Genomic DNA, 13,594 nt, shown 5'->3' with positions numbered 1-13,594 from the left:
GTGACGGGCCAGCATCCCCGTGGCCGTGGCCGGCCGAGAGGCAGGGGTTCCCCGGAGGCCGAGACGGCGGGCGAGGTCATCGAACTGCTGGAGATCCTGTGGGAGCACGGCCGCGACGCGGTCTCCTCCTCACCCGTCTCCGCCTCGCAACTGCGGGTTCTCTACTGCCTCGACCGTGACGAGGGCATGAACCTGCGCACCCTCGGGGAGATGCTGGGCTCGGCCCCGTCCTCGGTCAGCCGGTTGTGCGACCGCCTCCAAGCGCTCGGTTTCCTGGAGCGGCTGCCCAGTCAGGTCAGCCGCCGGGAGCTGGAACTCCACCTGACGCACCAGGGAAAGAAGTACCTCAGCGATCTGCGCCTCCGCCGCGAGGAAGCCCTGACGACGACCCTCGCCGCCATGCCGCCCAGAGCGCGCAACGTACTCCATGAGGGCCTCAACGCATTCCGCGACGCCGTCGAGGGCGCGGCCCCGGTCCACCGGCTCAGCGCCCTGGACGATCTCGACGACCGCTCCGCCTGAGTCGGCTGCGGGGCTCACGCGTGTTGTGCAGACATGGGCGGGTTCCGCGTCCACGTGATTCAGGACAAATAACGGTAAACCATGCTGCATGACTCCAAAGCGTCCAGGGACGGGGGAGCGCGGTGCGCGGTTCGCGGTGCGGAGCGTCGCCGGGCAGTTCTTCGTACTCCAACTGGCGATCGTCCTGCTGCTGGTGATCGCGGCGGCCCTGGTACTGGCCTGGCAGGCGCGCTCGGCGGATGTGCGCAGCGCGCGGGACCGCTCCCGGACGTGCGCCGGAACGCTGGCCGTCTCGCCCTCGACGGCGGCGGCTCTGCAGTCGCCGCGGCCCACCCGGAGACTGGAGCCGCTGAGCGTGCGCGCCGGGCGCGAGTGCGGGATCGACTTCGTCGCCGTGCTGAACAGGAAGGGCGTGCGCCTCAGCGACCCGATCCCGAGCCTGATCGGCAAACGGGCCTCAGGGGACTTCGGCCGGGCGCTGGCCGGTGAGACGTACACCGAGCAGTTCGAGGGCGAGCCCAAGGACTCCGTACGCGCCGTGGCGCCCGTACGGAACGCGGACGGCAAGGTGATCGGGATCGTCACGGCGGGCGTCGACCTCGCCACCGTCTCGGCGCGGCTCAACCGGGAGCTGCCATGGGTGGGAGTCGGGGCCGCAGGCGCGCTGTTGCTCGCGACGGCGGGTGCGGGGCTGGTGAGCCGGCGGCTGAACCGGCAGACGCGCGGCCTGGGCCCGGCGGAGGTGACCCGGATGTACGAGCATCACGACGCGGTGCTGCACGCGGTACGCGAAGGCGTGCTGGTGCTCGACGGCGAACGGCGGCTGGTGCTCGCCAACGACGAGGCGCACCGGCTGCTGGGGCTGCCGGACCAGGCCCAGGGGCAGCACGTCGACGACCTGCGGCTGGAGTCGAGCGTGGGGGAGTTGCTGTCCTCCGGGCGTACCGCCACCGACGAGGTCCATGTGGTCGGTGACCGGATGCTCGCCGTCAACCAGCGCACGACCGGGCAGAACGGCGGACCGGACGGCAGCGTGGCCACCTTGCGGGACACCACCGAACTGCGGGAGGTGGCCGGGCAGGCGGAGATCGCCGCACAGCGGCTGGAACTGCTCTACACGGCAGGACTGCGCATCGGAACGACGCTCGATGTCGTGCGCACCGCCGAGGAACTCGCCGAGGTCGCGGTTCCCCGGTTCGCCGACGTGGTCTCCGTCGATCTGCTCGATCACGTGATCAGCGGCAAGGAGCCGCTGCCCGACCCCGCGGCGGCGCGCGTACGGCGCGTCGCGCTGCGCTCCGCCCTGGGCGAGACGCACCCGCTCCAGACCGTGGGCAGCAGGCCCTCCATCCCGCCCGTGGTCCCGACCGCGGAGGGCGGAGAAGAGGCGGAGGTCGTCTTCGAACCCGACCTGGCCGCCGCGACGGGCTGGCGTACCGTCGACCCGGAGGGGGCCGAGCGCATTCTGGCCGCGGGTTTCCACTCGCTGATCACCGTACCGATGCGGGCCAGGGGCACCGTGTTCGGACTGGCCAGCTTCTGGCGCCGGCACCAGCGGCCGTTCCAGCCCGAGGACGTCGCCTCGGCCGGGGAACTCGTGACCCGCACCGCGGTGTGCGTCGACAACGCCCGCCGCTACGCGCGGGAACACGGGCTGGCCGTGACGCTCCAGCGCAGCCTGCTGCCGGGCGGGCTGCCGGAACAGAACGCCGTCACCGCCGCCTACCGCTATCTGCCGGCGCAGGCCGGGGTGGGCGGCGACTGGTTCGACGTCATCGCACTGCCAGGCGCCCGGGTGGCGCTCGTCGTCGGCGACGTGGTGGGCCACGGGCTGCACGCGGCGGCCACCATGGGGCGGCTGCGGACCGCGGTGCACAACTTCTCCTCGCTGGACCTGCCACCGGACGAACTGCTCGCCCACCTGGACGAACTGGTGGCCCGGATCGACCAGGACCCCACCCTCGGCCCGGAGACCGGGCCCGTCACCGGCGCGACCGTGCTCTACGCCATCTACGACCCGGCGTCCGGCCAGTGCCAGCTGGCCGGGGCCGGTCACCCGCCGCCCGCACTGGCCTGCCCCGACGGCACCACCGCCATCCTGGGCGTCCCCGAGAACCTGCCGCTCGGGCTGGGCACCTCCCCGTTCGAGACCCACACCCTGAGCATTCCGGAAGGCAGCCGCCTGGTGCTCTACACCAACGGACTCGTCCAGGTCCGCAGCCGCGGCCTGGACGACCGCATGGACATGCTGCGCGCAGCCCTCGCCCCGGTCGGCCAGGACCCCGAACGGACCTGCGCAGCCCTGCTGCAGACGCTGCTGCCCGACCGGACCAACGAGGACCGGGACGACATCGCGCTGCTCGTCGCCGAGACCAGGCTGCTGCCGCCCTCCCGGATCGCCCAGTGGGACGTGCCCAGCGACCCGGAGGCTGTCGCTCCGGTCCGTGCCGCGTGCATGTCCCAGCTCACCGAGTGGGGGCTGGAGGAGACCGCCTTCACCGCGGAGCTCATCCTGAGCGAGCTGATCACCAACGCCATCCGCTACGGTGCGCCGCCGGTCACCGTACGGCTGCTCTGCGACCGCTACTTGACCTGCGAGGTGTCCGACAGCAGCAGCACGGCGCCGCATCTTCGCCGGGCCACCACGGTGGACGAGGGAGGCCGCGGCCTGTTCCTGATCGCGCAGCTCGCCCAGCACTGGGGCACCCGCTACACACCCGAGGGCAAGACCATCTGGGCCGAGCTCCCGCTGACGGCCACTCAGGTAGAGCCGCCCTTGGCGTAGCCCCCGGGGGCCTCGGCCTCATTTGCCGCCGCCCAACTCGAAGAGCAGGAACAGGAAGCCGGCCAGCAGGTGGCCCGCCACGACATACACGAACAGCCGCAGGGCCAGCCCCCGCGGGAAACGCCCGTCCCCGCGCTCCTCACCCGGCTGCTCCCTGCGCCTGGGCCGCGGGTCCGCCTGCCCGGGGGAGGGAGCTGCTGGAGAGGGCGCGGGGGAGGGCGCGGCTGTGGGAGTGGGAGCGGCGGCCGGGGAGGGCTGCGGCTCGGGCGGCTGTGCTGCGGTCATGACGGGGCCTTTCTGCGCGTTCGCTGCGGGCGCGGGCGTGCGGGCACGCAGCCGCGCGGGTCGAGGGATGCGGTGGCTCAGCGCTGCGGGGTGGGGCCCGGTGCGGGGTGCCCGGGCAGACCGTCGACGCAGAGGCCGGCGGTCGGGGACTGGAGGAGCGTATGGACGAAGAGCAGGTCGGCACCGTGTGCCGAGACGGCTTCCAGCCGGTGCGGGGTGAGGGAGTCGAAGTGCGCCGAGTCGCCGGGGCCCAGCGTCTCGGTGACCTGGCCGAGGGTCAGTCGCAGCTCGCCGCCCTGCACATGGATCCACTCCTCGCCCGGATGGACGCGGACGAGATCGCTCTGCGGGCCGCGCGGCACATGGACGCGGAGTGCCTGCATGGCGCGCCCGGGCCGGCCTGCCTGCCGGTAGCGCCATCCCCCGGCGTCGACGGGTTCCATCTCGGCGCCCCGGACAATCGAGTCGGCGGCCGTGGTCGTCTCGCCCAGCAACTCGCCGACGGTGGTGCCGTAGACCCGGGCGAGGGTGAGGAGGAGCGGCAGCGACGGCTGCCGTTTTCCGGTCTCCAGCCGCGACAGGTGTGCTGGGGAGAGCCCGGCCCTGCGTGCCGACGCCTCCAGACTCAGCCCGCTGCGCCGCCTCAGCAGGCGCATACGGGGCGCGAACGCGGGGGCGTCTCCCGCCTCCGGCCCGGCTGCCTCATCATGGGGAGGGTTCGGACGCATAGTCCGATTAAGGCACGATTCTTCCCGTGGGGCAAAGTTTTTGCCTCTGAGGCAAAGCGAGGAAACCTGCTCCATCCGTGCCTGCCCGCCCGGCGCCCGGCGCCCGGCGCTGACCTGGACCGGAGTCAAGTCCCTTCGCTGTCACAGGCGTTGTCGGTGTGCCGCGCGGAGCGGCTGGTTCCGGCCAGACCCTTGACGAAGGTCCAGACCTTCGGCACCGTGCTTTCCCGTGACGTGAGAGCGCTCACCCACCCCCCACCTCAGAGGAGCGCATGTCATGAATGCGTTGACCACGCCTGCACGGAATTCCCGCGCGTTGAACCGTTCCGCGGCTTCGGCCGTTGAGTCCTTCGGTCCTCGTTCACGCCACATCCGTGTGCTGATCGACAACGATGTCAGCTTGCCCGTCTCCGCCGTCTCCGGAGGTTCCGCCCGATGAGTTCCGTCAGCCGCCGCACCCTGTTCCGCGGTGCCGCAGCAGCCGCCGTAGCCGTCCCCGCCGCCGGGCTCGTCGCCCAGCAGGCCAGTGCGGGCAGACTCTTCAACGGCCAGGCGGCCGCCGGTCTTTCGCTGAAGATCGTCAACAACAGCGGCGCCTACGACAACGGCTCCGTCCACATCTACATCGTGGGCAACGACGGCAAGAACCAGTGCCATGTGACGCCCGACGGTGAGCTGAAGCCGGTGCAGATGTCCGACAACGGTTCGGACGGCTACACCGACTACGCCATCCCCCTGACGGGCAACGAGACCACCCTCTCGCTTCCGGAGATGTCCGGCCGCATCTACGTCGCCTGCGGCGAGAAGTTGAAGTTCAAGGCCGTCGAGGCCGACGGCGGGGCGGCCCTGGCCTACCCCGCAGCCTGGGTCGAATCGGACCCGAACTACCCGATCGTGCACGACTGTGCGGAGTTCACGTACAAGGGCGGCGCGATGTACTGCAACACCACCATGGTCGACATGTTCAGCGTGCCGCTGGCCATCGGGCTCAAGGGCGCCAAGGACCAGACCACCGGCACACTGAAGCAGGGCGCCCGCGCCAAGATCTTCGAATCGGTGCGCTCCGTCGAGGCGTTCTCGAAGCTCGTCATCGACGACAAGCGCGTCATAGCCCCGGGCCACGGGATCGGTGCCGGCCTGTTCGCCGACGACTACTTCGCCCCGTACATCGACGAGGTGTGGGCCGCCTACCAGAGCAAGGATCTGAAGGTCACCACCAACGCCGGCACCTTCACCGGCCGCGTCAGCGGCGACAAGCTCTCCTTCACAGGACCGGGGGAGGTGTCCTTCGGCAAGCCGTCCACGAAGGACGTCCTGTTCTGCGACGGCGCCCTCGCGGCGCCCAACGACGGGACGACCGGCCCGGTGGCCGCCATCCTGGGGGCCGCCTTCAACCGCACCACCCTGGCCGCCACCCCTGACCAGCCCACCACCGACCCGGCCGCCTTCTACAAGGGCGACATCACGCACCACTACGCCAAGGCCATGCACGCTGCCACCGAGGACGGCAAGGCGTACGGCTTCGCCTTCGACGACGTCGCCGGTTTCGCCTCGTACATCGAGGACAGCGCCGCGACGGAGCTGAAGCTCACGCTGACGCCCTTCGAGTGACGGCCTCCGCCCCGTCCCGGGAGCGGCCGGTCCATGATGCGCCGGGTATGGGCAGGGGCTGTCGCCGGAGCGGCCGGAACGACCGCGCTCAACACCGTCACATATCTGGACATGGTGGTGCGCGGCCGGGCCGGCAGCTCCGTACCCAAGGACGTCGTCGACCGGCTCAGCGACCGTACGCACGTGCCCGTACCGGGCGTCGCCGAGGCGCGGGAGAACCGCGCCTCGGCGACGGGCGCGCTGCTCGGTCTCCTCACAGGAGTCGGCGTCGGCGCCCTGTACGGAGCGTCCCGCGCGCTCCCGTGGCGCCCGGCGCTGCCGCTGACCGCGCCGGCCACCGGTGCAGGGGCGATGGCAGGCGCCGATGTGCCGCCGGCCCTGCTGAAAGTCTCCGATCCGCGTACCGGTCGCCCGGCCGACTGGCCGGCCGACCTGGTGCCGCATCCCGTCTACGGCGCCGTCACGGCAGTCGCCTGCGAGCTGACAGCCGGCTGACGGCCTCGAAGCGGTGACCGTGCACCGGTACCGTCGACCCGGCACGCGGTAAGAGGCGGGGGACAGGGGAGGCTTGCGGGATGGCGAGCGGCGGGGAGTCGGCGGGAGTGCGGCTGAGCGGGGTCCCGGAGACCCTGTTGTGGAACCTCTATCAGCGTGCCTGTGAGGCGCGGCGGCCCGACGCGGTGCTGGCGGACCCGAAGGCCGTGGAGCTGGTGGAGCGGATCGACTATCCCTTCGAGGAGACGTTCGGGCCGCCCAACCCGCTGCTGGCACAGGGCCAGGCGCTACGGGTACGCACCTTCGACGCGGCCGTCCGTGCCTTTCTCGACGCCCACCCGGACGGCACCGTCGTCGCGCTCGCCGAAGGGCTGGAGACCCAGTTCTGGCGGGTGGACAACGGGCGGGCACGCTGGCTGTGCGTGGAGTTGCCGGAGACCGCCGAAGTGCGCCGCGCCCTGCTGCCGGACGGCGACCGCCGCCGGACCCTGGCCCGGTCGGCGCTGGAGCTGTCCTGGTGCGAGGAGGTCGACACTCGGCACGGGGTGCTGGTCACGGCGCAGGGACTGCTGATGTATCTGCGGCCCGGCGAGGTGCGGGAGCTGATCGCGGGGTGCGCCGAACGGTTTCCCGGCGGTGCGCTGGTGTTCGACGCGGTTCCGCGCTGGTTCAGCGAGCGCACCCTGCGCGGGCAGATGCGCACCGCGCAGGGGTACCAGAGCCCGCCCATGCCGTGGGGCCTGAACGCCGGCGAACTGCCCAAGGTGTCCACCGCGCATCCCGCCATCACCGAGGTACGCGAACTCGCCCTGCCGCGGGGCCGGGGAGCCTACTACGGCGTCGTGGCACCCCTCCTCCACCGGCTGCCCGCCGTCCGCAACCTGCGCCCGACGTTGACAGCCGTCGCCAGGTTCGGCTAGCGCGGACCTTCGGTCTGCGCCGATCTCTCAGCCGGTCCTCTCCGGCTCTTCCACCTTCTCCACGACCGTGTCCTCCGGCTCGACCGGTCGTCCGTCCGCCGCCTGGATCTGCAAACGGCGCAAGGGGCGGCTGGTTCGGCGGTCCAGCAGACGGGAGTGGTCCTCGCCGGATGTGAAGCACTGCTCCTCGCCCCACTGGCGCAGGGCGACGATCACCGGGAACAAGGCACGGCCCTTGTCCGTGAGGAGGTACTCGCGGTGCGACCCGCCGTCCGGCGCGGGCGCGCTGCGCACCACCCCGGCGTCCTCCAGCGCGCGCAGCCGCGCCGCCAGGATGTTCTTGGCGATGCCGAGGCTGCGGTGGAACTCGCCGAAACGGCGGCTGCCGTCGAAGGCGTCCCGCACGATCAGCAGCGACCACCAGTCGCCGATGGCGTTCACCGACCGGGCGACGGGACAGGGGTCGGCATCGAAACGGGTGCGGGCGACCATCTGTGGCTCCTCTCCTCCGGCTCCCCGGACTCCCCAAGGGGGTGGTTGCAACATGCTACCTCAGACGGTTACCGTCACGCTGGTAGCAAGATGCAACCGAGGGGAAGGTGTGTCCGTATGGCGATCCAGTGCTCCGGCGCGGTCGACAGAGGCAGCGAAGCCAGCGGCCAGGAGGCGCGTGCCGGGGCGTCGGTGCCGGACGGATCGCCGCCCGCCCGGCCCGTGCCGCTGCTCACCCTCGCCTGTGGCAGCTCCGTCGCCACCGTCTACTTCGCCCAGCCCCTGTTGGTGACTCTCGGCGAGCGGTTCGCGCTCGGTTCCGGGCTGCTCGGCGCGATCGTCACCGTGACGCAACTCGGCTATGCGGCGGGCTTGCTGACGCTCGTACCGCTCGGCGACCTGTTCCCTCAACGGCGGCTGATCACGGGTCAGCTCGGGCTGCTGGCGCTCGCCCTGCTGGCCGCCGGGCTGGCACCGGGTGTCGCGGCGCTGCTCGGCGCGCTCGCCGTGGTGGGGCTGCTCGCCGTCGTCGCCCAGACGATGGTCGCTGCGGCTGCCGCGCTGACCCCCGCCGCCCAGCGCGGCCGCGCCGTCGGAACGGTCACCGGCGGCATCATCACCGGAATTCTGCTGGCCCGCGCCGCCGCCGGCGTCGTCGCCGACCTCGCGGGGTGGCGGGCGGTCTATCTGGCGTCCGCCGGCGTCACGGCCGTCCTCGCCCTGCTGCTGCGTCGGGCGCTGCCCCCGGGTGCGCCATCCGCCAACAGGCGCGAGATCTCGTACGGACGGCTTGTGGCGTCGACCGTCACCCTGTTCGCCCGCCATCCGCTGCTGCGGATCCGGGGCGCGCTCGCCCTGCTGGTGTTCGCGGCCTTCAGCACACTGTGGAGCGGCATGGCGCAGCCGCTGAGCGGTCCGCCGTGGTCGCTGTCGCACACCGCGATCGGCGCGTTCGGCCTCGCCGGCGCTGCCGGAGCCGCCGCCGCCCACGTTGCCGGGCGCTGGAACGACCGGGGGCTCGCCCAGCGCACGACCGGCATCGGGCTCGCCCTTCTGGCGCTCTCCTGGTTCCCGATCGCGCTGACCGGGCAATCCCTGTGGGCGCTGGCGATCGGCGCCGTCCTGCTGGACTTCGCCGTGCAGGCCGTGCACGTCACCAACCAGACCCTGATCCACGCCGTCCGGCCCGAAGCGGGCAGCAGGATCATCGGCGGCTACATGGTCTGCTACTCGGCGGGCAGCAGCCTCGGCGCCCTCGGCTCCTCCCTCGCCTACGCGACGGCCGGCTGGGGCGCCGTGACGGCCCTCGGCACATTGTTCAGCCTCGCCGCCCTGCTCCTGTGGTCGACGACCCGCGGTACGGGGCTGCCGGCATAGGGCCGGCCGGCGCCCTCAAGGGCCGCGGGACGGTACTCATGTGCGGCTCCGCCGCGTGGGGACCGCTCCCTGGCGGGCAGCTGACGGGCAGGCCGCCCGGAGGCAGTCCCGCCGCGTGCGCAAGTGGCCAGGGCGGGGGCAGCTGTTGCCAGCTGTCCGCGGTCAGCGGAGCATCGGGGCAGTCGCTGTTGAACAGCACCCGGGTCCCGTCCGTCACCAGCACCCCGGCGACGTTCACGCCGCGTCCGCCGGAGAGCGGGGTGGTGGTGTAGCGCCAGCGCAGCCGCAGGCCCGCCGGATAAGGCCCCGCGGGCAGCTGTGCCCGTACCCGCTGCCAGGTCCGGCCGTGATACCCGGACCGCTCGGTGCCCGGCACGGTACGCCAGTTACGGCCGCCGTCCGTGCTGCGTTCCAGGACGAAACGGTCGAGGTCGTCGATGTCCATGAAGGCGTCATAGCTGATGCGCAGCGGCCCGCGCGCGCCGGACGGCCCGGCCGGGTCGCGCGGCTTCCGGGCGGCATGCCGTGCGCGTGCCGCCAGGATCGGACCGGTCGTCAGAGTGCCGCCGTCCTGCCCTTCGCCGTCTCGGCCGCTGCGCCGCCCCTCGGAGCCGCGGCCGTCCGAGGGGCCGTCGGACCACGAGCGGCCGCCCCCCGGGGCCCGCACCGGGATCGACCGGGCGAGTGCCTGGCCGAGGGCGCGCCGGGCGGGATTGATCGAAGTAGTCTCGTCGATGGGGTGCACCCGGTTGGTCAGCAGGATCGCGAACGACCGCGACAGGGGGTCGATCACCAGCGAAGTGCCGGTGAATCCGGTGTGCCCCAGCGTCCGCGGCGAGGACAGCCCGCCCATGTACCACGCCTGGTCGAGTTCGAAGCCGAGGCCGTGGTCGTCCCCGGGGAAGCGGCTGGTGTAGTTCCGCTCCAGCATGGCCATGGCGCGCCGGCCCAGAATCCGCCGGCCCTGGTACGTACCGCCGTTGAGCAGGGCCTGGGCGAGCACCGCCAGGTCGTCAACGGTCGAGAAGACCCCCGCGTGCCCGGCCACGCCGCCCAGCGCCCAGGCGTTGTCGTCGTGCACCGCACCGCGCAGCATCCCGCGCGCGGGACTGACCTTGTACGAGGTGGCGGCGATCCGGGGCCGCCAGGCTGCGGGCGGGTTGTACGCGGTGTCGCGCATCCGCAGCGGCTCGGTGATGCCCTCCCTCACCAGACGGTCCAGCCGTTGCCCCGTCACCTGCTCCAGGACCAGCTGCATGCTCAGCAGGTTGAGGTCGGAGTACCGGTACGTGGCACCGGGCCTGGCGAACGGCCGGGCCTGGAGGATCGCTTCCCTCCGTGCCTGCTGCCCGCCGCTGTTCTCCCACAGCGGCGGCCTGGGGTCCGACGGCAGCCCCGAGGTGTGGACGAGCAGCTGCTTCACCGTGATGCCGCCCTTCCCGTGCGCGGCGAACCCGGGCAGATAGCGCGCCACGGGCACGTCCAGCCGGAGCCGCCCGGCCTCGATCTGCTGCACGGCCACCAGTGTGGTGAACAGCTTCGAGAGCGACGCCAGATCGTAGATGGTGTCGGTACGGGCCGGTACCCGCCGAGCTGGCGGCAGCTCCCGCTGTCCGGTGTAGCGCACGGCGTCGCCGCTCGCCTTCCGGGCGACGACGGCGCCGTCGTGCGCCAGCAGCGCGGTGGCGCCGGGGAACAGGTAATCGACACCGTGCTCCGGGTCGGTCCAGCCCGCGAGCCTGCGCAGGAAGGCGTCGATGGGCGCGGGGTCCAGTCCCGCCTCCGCGGGCGTCGCGCGCCGCAGCACGGTGCCGGCGGGCGCGAAACCCCGCGCGGGCTGGTCGAATCCCCGGGCGGCGCCCGGCCCCGCCACGGGCTCCGTGCCCCGGCCGCCGCTCGCGGCCGACGGGGGTACGGGCGCGAGCAGGCCGGCCAGCACGACGAGCGCGCTCACCGGCAGGATGACGTACGCAGCAACCCGCATGCAGCCCCCATCGACCTCGCAGCTGTCGGAGACGGTCCCGCGACGACGAACTTACGCGCGCCGCCCGGCACCGCCCGGCACCAACGGGGCTCCCGGGTGTGCCTCGCGCCCCCAGCACCGCCTCCTCAGCGGGACCGGAGGCTCAGTCCGTCTCCTCCCAGGCACTCACCGAGAACGTCACTGTCCTCTCCTTCGGCGAGATTGCTCGCACGCGCAGCAGCTCCACACGTTCTTTCTGGTCGTAGGGGTGCGTGTTGCAGAACTTCTGCCCGGCCCTGAGCTCGGAGAACGGGATGGGGTCCTTGAGCTGGGGAGCGTCGGGGCTGTTCATGGCGGCGTTGCAGCCTGCCCCGTCCTGCTGGTCGGTGGCGCGGAAAGCCAGATGACCGGCGTCGGTCGAGAAGAGCACTTCCGGTTCCTCGCTGCTCCTTCCGCACGGCTCAACCGTCAGGTCGGGTTCCGATTCCACGGCGAATCCCCCTTTCAGAATCTCGGGAGAGCTGCCGTCGAGAGCGGCGGAATTCGGGTGGCAGCGGCTACCGAAAGGTTTGTCCTCCGTGCCGCCGCCCAGCGTGAGTGGTGCGTTCTCGTACTGAATTTTCACAGCCGGGCTCGACGAGTTGGCGGACGGCTCGGTACTCGTTCTGGCCGGGGGCTCAGGGTCGGGCTTGTTGTCCTCGCCGCCTGAACAGGCCCCGAGTGCGAGCACTGCCAAGATCGTCGCTACAGCCCCTGTCGTGATCCGCATGGACCTGAGGCTTCCACCAGCCGCGACGCCCGACAATCGCACAGAGCGCCAGCCTTTCCGGCTCCGGAGCTGAACTCTTCCGAGGTGCACGACGGCCGTGTCCGGCCGCGTCCGACCGTGTCCGGCCGGGTTCTGCCGGGAGTGGCAAATATGCTGCTCGGCGTGGTTTTCACCGAGTGCGGGGCAGATGACGCGTCTGTCTGCCGACTCGGTTCGAACTCGACCGGCGACGTCAGGGCGAAGAAGCAGCTATGAGCAGACGGCAGTTGACGAGCGAACTCGTCCGGGAATGGGCCGAGTCGATCCTCCGGCAGGTGGCCGCGCCCCCGGACGCCACTGTCACGGTGACCGCTCGTCCCGGCGGCGGGGACGTCGGCCCCCAGGAGCCCGGAGCCCTGGGGGCCGAGTCCGCCGTCGAATCCTCGCTCGAACAGGTCTGGGACGAGGAGGGCGGCGCGCTCCCGTGGGACGACGCCGAAGACGTGGCCGCCGCAGCCGGAGCCCCGGACATCGAGGCCACGCTCACCTTCGCCGACGGGTCGGCGGTCTCGGTCGAACTGGCAGCGGGTACCAGCGAGACGGACGCCGTGGTGCTGCTGGCCGACCGTTTCCAGGACGCGGTTCTGGAGGAGACCGGCGGTGTGTCCGGGCCCCCGTGCCCCGGGCACGGCCACCCCGCCGTCGCCGCCGACGTGAACGGCGTACCGAGCTGGACGTGCCCCCACGGCATGGGCCACACGACCCGGCCGATCCTCCAGAACGCGGAATAGGGCGCAGACTGGCAACCGACAGGAGGCACCCCCTCACCGGATGGCGCCCGCCCAAGGGACTCAGCGCTTGAGCGTGAAGGTGAAGTCGCCGGAGAGCTTCCCTCTCAGGCGCACCGCCGATACGAGATTCCCCTCCGCGATGAGTCTCTCGACCTCGGCCCGCGAAAGGCCGAAGCCTTCAGCGATCAGCCGCACCGGTCGCACAGGAATCCGCGCCGCGAAGCGGACCACGACGTCGATCGCCTCACCCTCATGGTCACCCACCAAGCCGTCGGTGACGAGGCGCCAGGCATTGTCCCAGTCGAGGGCTATGCGATTACGGCGCCGCACCACCGGGTCCTGGAGCAGCTCGGCCGCCAGTCCTGGGTCGTTGTGGTGCAGCCGGTCCAGCAGCTGCGGTCGTATGGAGCGCACATTCATCCGCTCCAGCACGGAGAGCTTGGTGGTCTCCCCGCACACCGTGCACAGCGCGAGGAGCCAGGCGTCGAGGAGCTTGTGATGGGCGTTGATACGGAATTTGCCGTGTGCCCGGAAGCGCTCGGACGCGCAGGCGTGGCAGCGACGGATAATGACAGGCAGACAGGTGGGCACGACAGCCCAGGTTCTGAGCACAGAAGTACACCGGTTCCAGTGAGAAGTCCGCAGCAAAAAGCAGCGCGGCGCATAGGCGCGACGCGCGACAGATCAGCGCTCGGGAGATCTCACAGGGTGTACAACGGCACGTCCTCGGCCAGGCGACAGGGGCGGGAGCACGGTAGCGGCACACCGAGGCGCGGCTCCACTGGTTTTGCGGGACCGCCTGGCCGAGCTGGGCACGGTCCGGTCAGCTAGGGAGTGTCCGAGTCCGACGCCTCCGGGTCCTGCGGCGGGGCCGTGG

14 protein-coding genes are annotated in these 13,594 nt (G+C 71.7%); 7 read left to right on the top strand and 7 right to left on the bottom strand.

Annotated features, from left to right (window positions below):
• Positions 1 to 522, top strand: a complete 522-nt coding sequence (locus tag ITI46_RS18185) for a MarR family winged helix-turn-helix transcriptional regulator (RefSeq protein WP_209240698.1) — start codon at positions 1 to 3, stop codon at positions 520 to 522.
• Positions 523 to 610: 88 nt separating this feature from the next.
• Complete coding sequence (locus ITI46_RS18180; protein ID WP_209240697.1) at positions 611 to 3,307, top strand: SpoIIE family protein phosphatase; 2,697 nt, start codon at positions 611 to 613, stop codon at positions 3,305 to 3,307.
• A gap of 18 nt (positions 3,308 to 3,325) precedes the next feature.
• On the opposite strand, the gene ITI46_RS18175 is transcribed toward ITI46_RS18180, so the two are convergent.
• The 3 genes from ITI46_RS18175 to ITI46_RS35520 all read right to left on the bottom strand — a co-directional run bounded on the left by ITI46_RS18175 (position 3,326) and on the right by ITI46_RS35520 (position 4,568).
• On the bottom strand, positions 3,326 to 3,592 hold the full coding sequence (locus ITI46_RS18175; RefSeq protein WP_209240696.1) for a DUF6126 family protein: 267 nt from the start codon (positions 3,590 to 3,592) through the stop codon (positions 3,326 to 3,328).
• 77 nt (positions 3,593 to 3,669) lie between these two features.
• Positions 3,670 to 4,320 carry a helix-turn-helix domain-containing protein gene (locus ITI46_RS18170; RefSeq protein ID WP_209240695.1) on the bottom strand — a complete coding sequence of 217 codons (651 nt, stop codon included), beginning with the start codon at positions 4,318 to 4,320 and terminating at the stop codon, positions 3,670 to 3,672.
• A 125-nt stretch (positions 4,321 to 4,445) separates the two neighbouring features.
• Positions 4,446 to 4,568, bottom strand: a complete 123-nt coding sequence (locus tag ITI46_RS35520) for a hypothetical protein (protein ID WP_280634787.1) — start codon at positions 4,566 to 4,568, stop codon at positions 4,446 to 4,448.
• Between the two features lie 187 nt (positions 4,569 to 4,755).
• Here ITI46_RS35520 and ITI46_RS18165 point away from each other — a divergent pair, with 187 nt between their 5' ends.
• The 3 genes from ITI46_RS18165 (at position 4,756) to ITI46_RS18155 (ending at position 7,346) form a co-directional block, all read left to right on the top strand.
• Entirely contained in the window at positions 4,756 to 5,931 is a 1,176-nt protein-coding gene (locus ITI46_RS18165; protein WP_209240694.1) for a beta-1,3-glucanase family protein, read from the top strand.
• A gap of 33 nt (positions 5,932 to 5,964) precedes the next feature.
• Positions 5,965 to 6,426 carry a hypothetical protein gene (locus ITI46_RS18160; protein ID WP_209240693.1) on the top strand — a complete coding sequence of 154 codons (462 nt, stop codon included), beginning with the start codon at positions 5,965 to 5,967 and terminating at the stop codon, positions 6,424 to 6,426.
• Between the two features lie 80 nt (positions 6,427 to 6,506).
• Positions 6,507 to 7,346: a class I SAM-dependent methyltransferase gene (locus tag ITI46_RS18155; protein WP_209240692.1), complete on the top strand. Its 840-nt coding sequence runs from the start codon at positions 6,507 to 6,509 to the stop codon at positions 7,344 to 7,346.
• A gap of 27 nt (positions 7,347 to 7,373) precedes the next feature.
• On the opposite strand, the gene ITI46_RS18150 is transcribed toward ITI46_RS18155, so the two are convergent.
• On the bottom strand, positions 7,374 to 7,838 hold the full coding sequence (locus tag ITI46_RS18150) for a winged helix-turn-helix transcriptional regulator (protein WP_209240691.1): 465 nt from the start codon (positions 7,836 to 7,838) through the stop codon (positions 7,374 to 7,376).
• Positions 7,839 to 7,955: 117 nt separating this feature from the next.
• Between ITI46_RS18150 and ITI46_RS18145 the strand changes: the two genes are divergently transcribed.
• The gene (locus tag ITI46_RS18145) at positions 7,956 to 9,215 is read left to right on the top strand and encodes an MFS transporter (RefSeq protein WP_209240690.1); all 1,260 of its coding nucleotides are present in this window, start codon (positions 7,956 to 7,958) and stop codon (positions 9,213 to 9,215) included.
• Here ITI46_RS18145 and ITI46_RS18140 read toward each other — a convergent pair.
• Positions 9,157 to 11,199, bottom strand: coding sequence for a serine hydrolase domain-containing protein (locus tag ITI46_RS18140; protein WP_209240689.1), 2,043 nt, complete (start codon positions 11,197 to 11,199; stop codon positions 9,157 to 9,159). The genes ITI46_RS18145 and ITI46_RS18140 overlap by 59 nt on opposite strands.
• Positions 11,200 to 11,341: 142 nt before the next feature.
• Positions 11,342 to 11,947, bottom strand: coding sequence for a hypothetical protein (locus ITI46_RS18135; protein ID WP_209240688.1), 606 nt, complete (start codon positions 11,945 to 11,947; stop codon positions 11,342 to 11,344).
• A gap of 251 nt (positions 11,948 to 12,198) precedes the next feature.
• Here ITI46_RS18135 and ITI46_RS18130 point away from each other — a divergent pair, with 251 nt between their 5' ends.
• Positions 12,199 to 12,717: a hypothetical protein gene (locus tag ITI46_RS18130; protein WP_209240687.1), complete on the top strand. Its 519-nt coding sequence runs from the start codon at positions 12,199 to 12,201 to the stop codon at positions 12,715 to 12,717.
• Positions 12,718 to 12,777: 60 nt separating this feature from the next.
• Here ITI46_RS18130 and ITI46_RS18125 read toward each other — a convergent pair whose 3' ends face one another.
• Positions 12,778 to 13,329, bottom strand: a complete 552-nt coding sequence (locus tag ITI46_RS18125) for a DUF1062 domain-containing protein (RefSeq protein WP_209240686.1) — start codon at positions 13,327 to 13,329, stop codon at positions 12,778 to 12,780.
• Positions 13,330 to 13,594: the final 265 nt, after the last annotated feature.

It is taken from the genome of Streptomyces oryzae (assembly GCF_017676365.1).
Lineage (GTDB): Bacteria > Actinomycetota > Actinomycetes > Streptomycetales > Streptomycetaceae > Streptomyces > Streptomyces oryzae.
The sequence above is the reverse complement of the archived record's forward strand: the minus strand, read 5'-3'. Positions and strand labels throughout refer to the sequence as shown.

Excerpts from the sequence above, each read along its gene's own strand:
- ITI46_RS18135 (WP_209240688.1), bottom strand. The coding sequence starts at position 11,947 with ATGCGGATCACGACAGGGGCTGTAGCGACGATCTTGGCAGTGCTCGCA.
- ITI46_RS18160 (WP_209240693.1), top strand. The coding sequence starts at position 5,965 with ATGATGCGCCGGGTATGGGCAGGGGCTGTCGCCGGAGCGGCCGGAACG.
- ITI46_RS18150 (WP_209240691.1), bottom strand. The coding sequence starts at position 7,838 with ATGGTCGCCCGCACCCGTTTCGATGCCGACCCCTGTCCCGTCGCCCGG.
- ITI46_RS18175 (WP_209240696.1), bottom strand. The coding sequence starts at position 3,592 with ATGACCGCAGCACAGCCGCCCGAGCCGCAGCCCTCCCCGGCCGCCGCT.
- ITI46_RS18180 (WP_209240697.1), top strand. The coding sequence starts at position 611 with ATGACTCCAAAGCGTCCAGGGACGGGGGAGCGCGGTGCGCGGTTCGCG.
- ITI46_RS18140 (WP_209240689.1), bottom strand. The coding sequence starts at position 11,199 with ATGCGGGTTGCTGCGTACGTCATCCTGCCGGTGAGCGCGCTCGTCGTG.
- ITI46_RS18155 (WP_209240692.1), top strand. The coding sequence starts at position 6,507 with ATGGCGAGCGGCGGGGAGTCGGCGGGAGTGCGGCTGAGCGGGGTCCCG.
- ITI46_RS18145 (WP_209240690.1), top strand. The coding sequence starts at position 7,956 with ATGGCGATCCAGTGCTCCGGCGCGGTCGACAGAGGCAGCGAAGCCAGC.
- ITI46_RS18165 (WP_209240694.1), top strand. The coding sequence starts at position 4,756 with ATGAGTTCCGTCAGCCGCCGCACCCTGTTCCGCGGTGCCGCAGCAGCC.
- ITI46_RS18130 (WP_209240687.1), top strand. The coding sequence starts at position 12,199 with ATGAGCAGACGGCAGTTGACGAGCGAACTCGTCCGGGAATGGGCCGAG.
- ITI46_RS18170 (WP_209240695.1), bottom strand. The coding sequence starts at position 4,320 with ATGCGTCCGAACCCTCCCCATGATGAGGCAGCCGGGCCGGAGGCGGGA.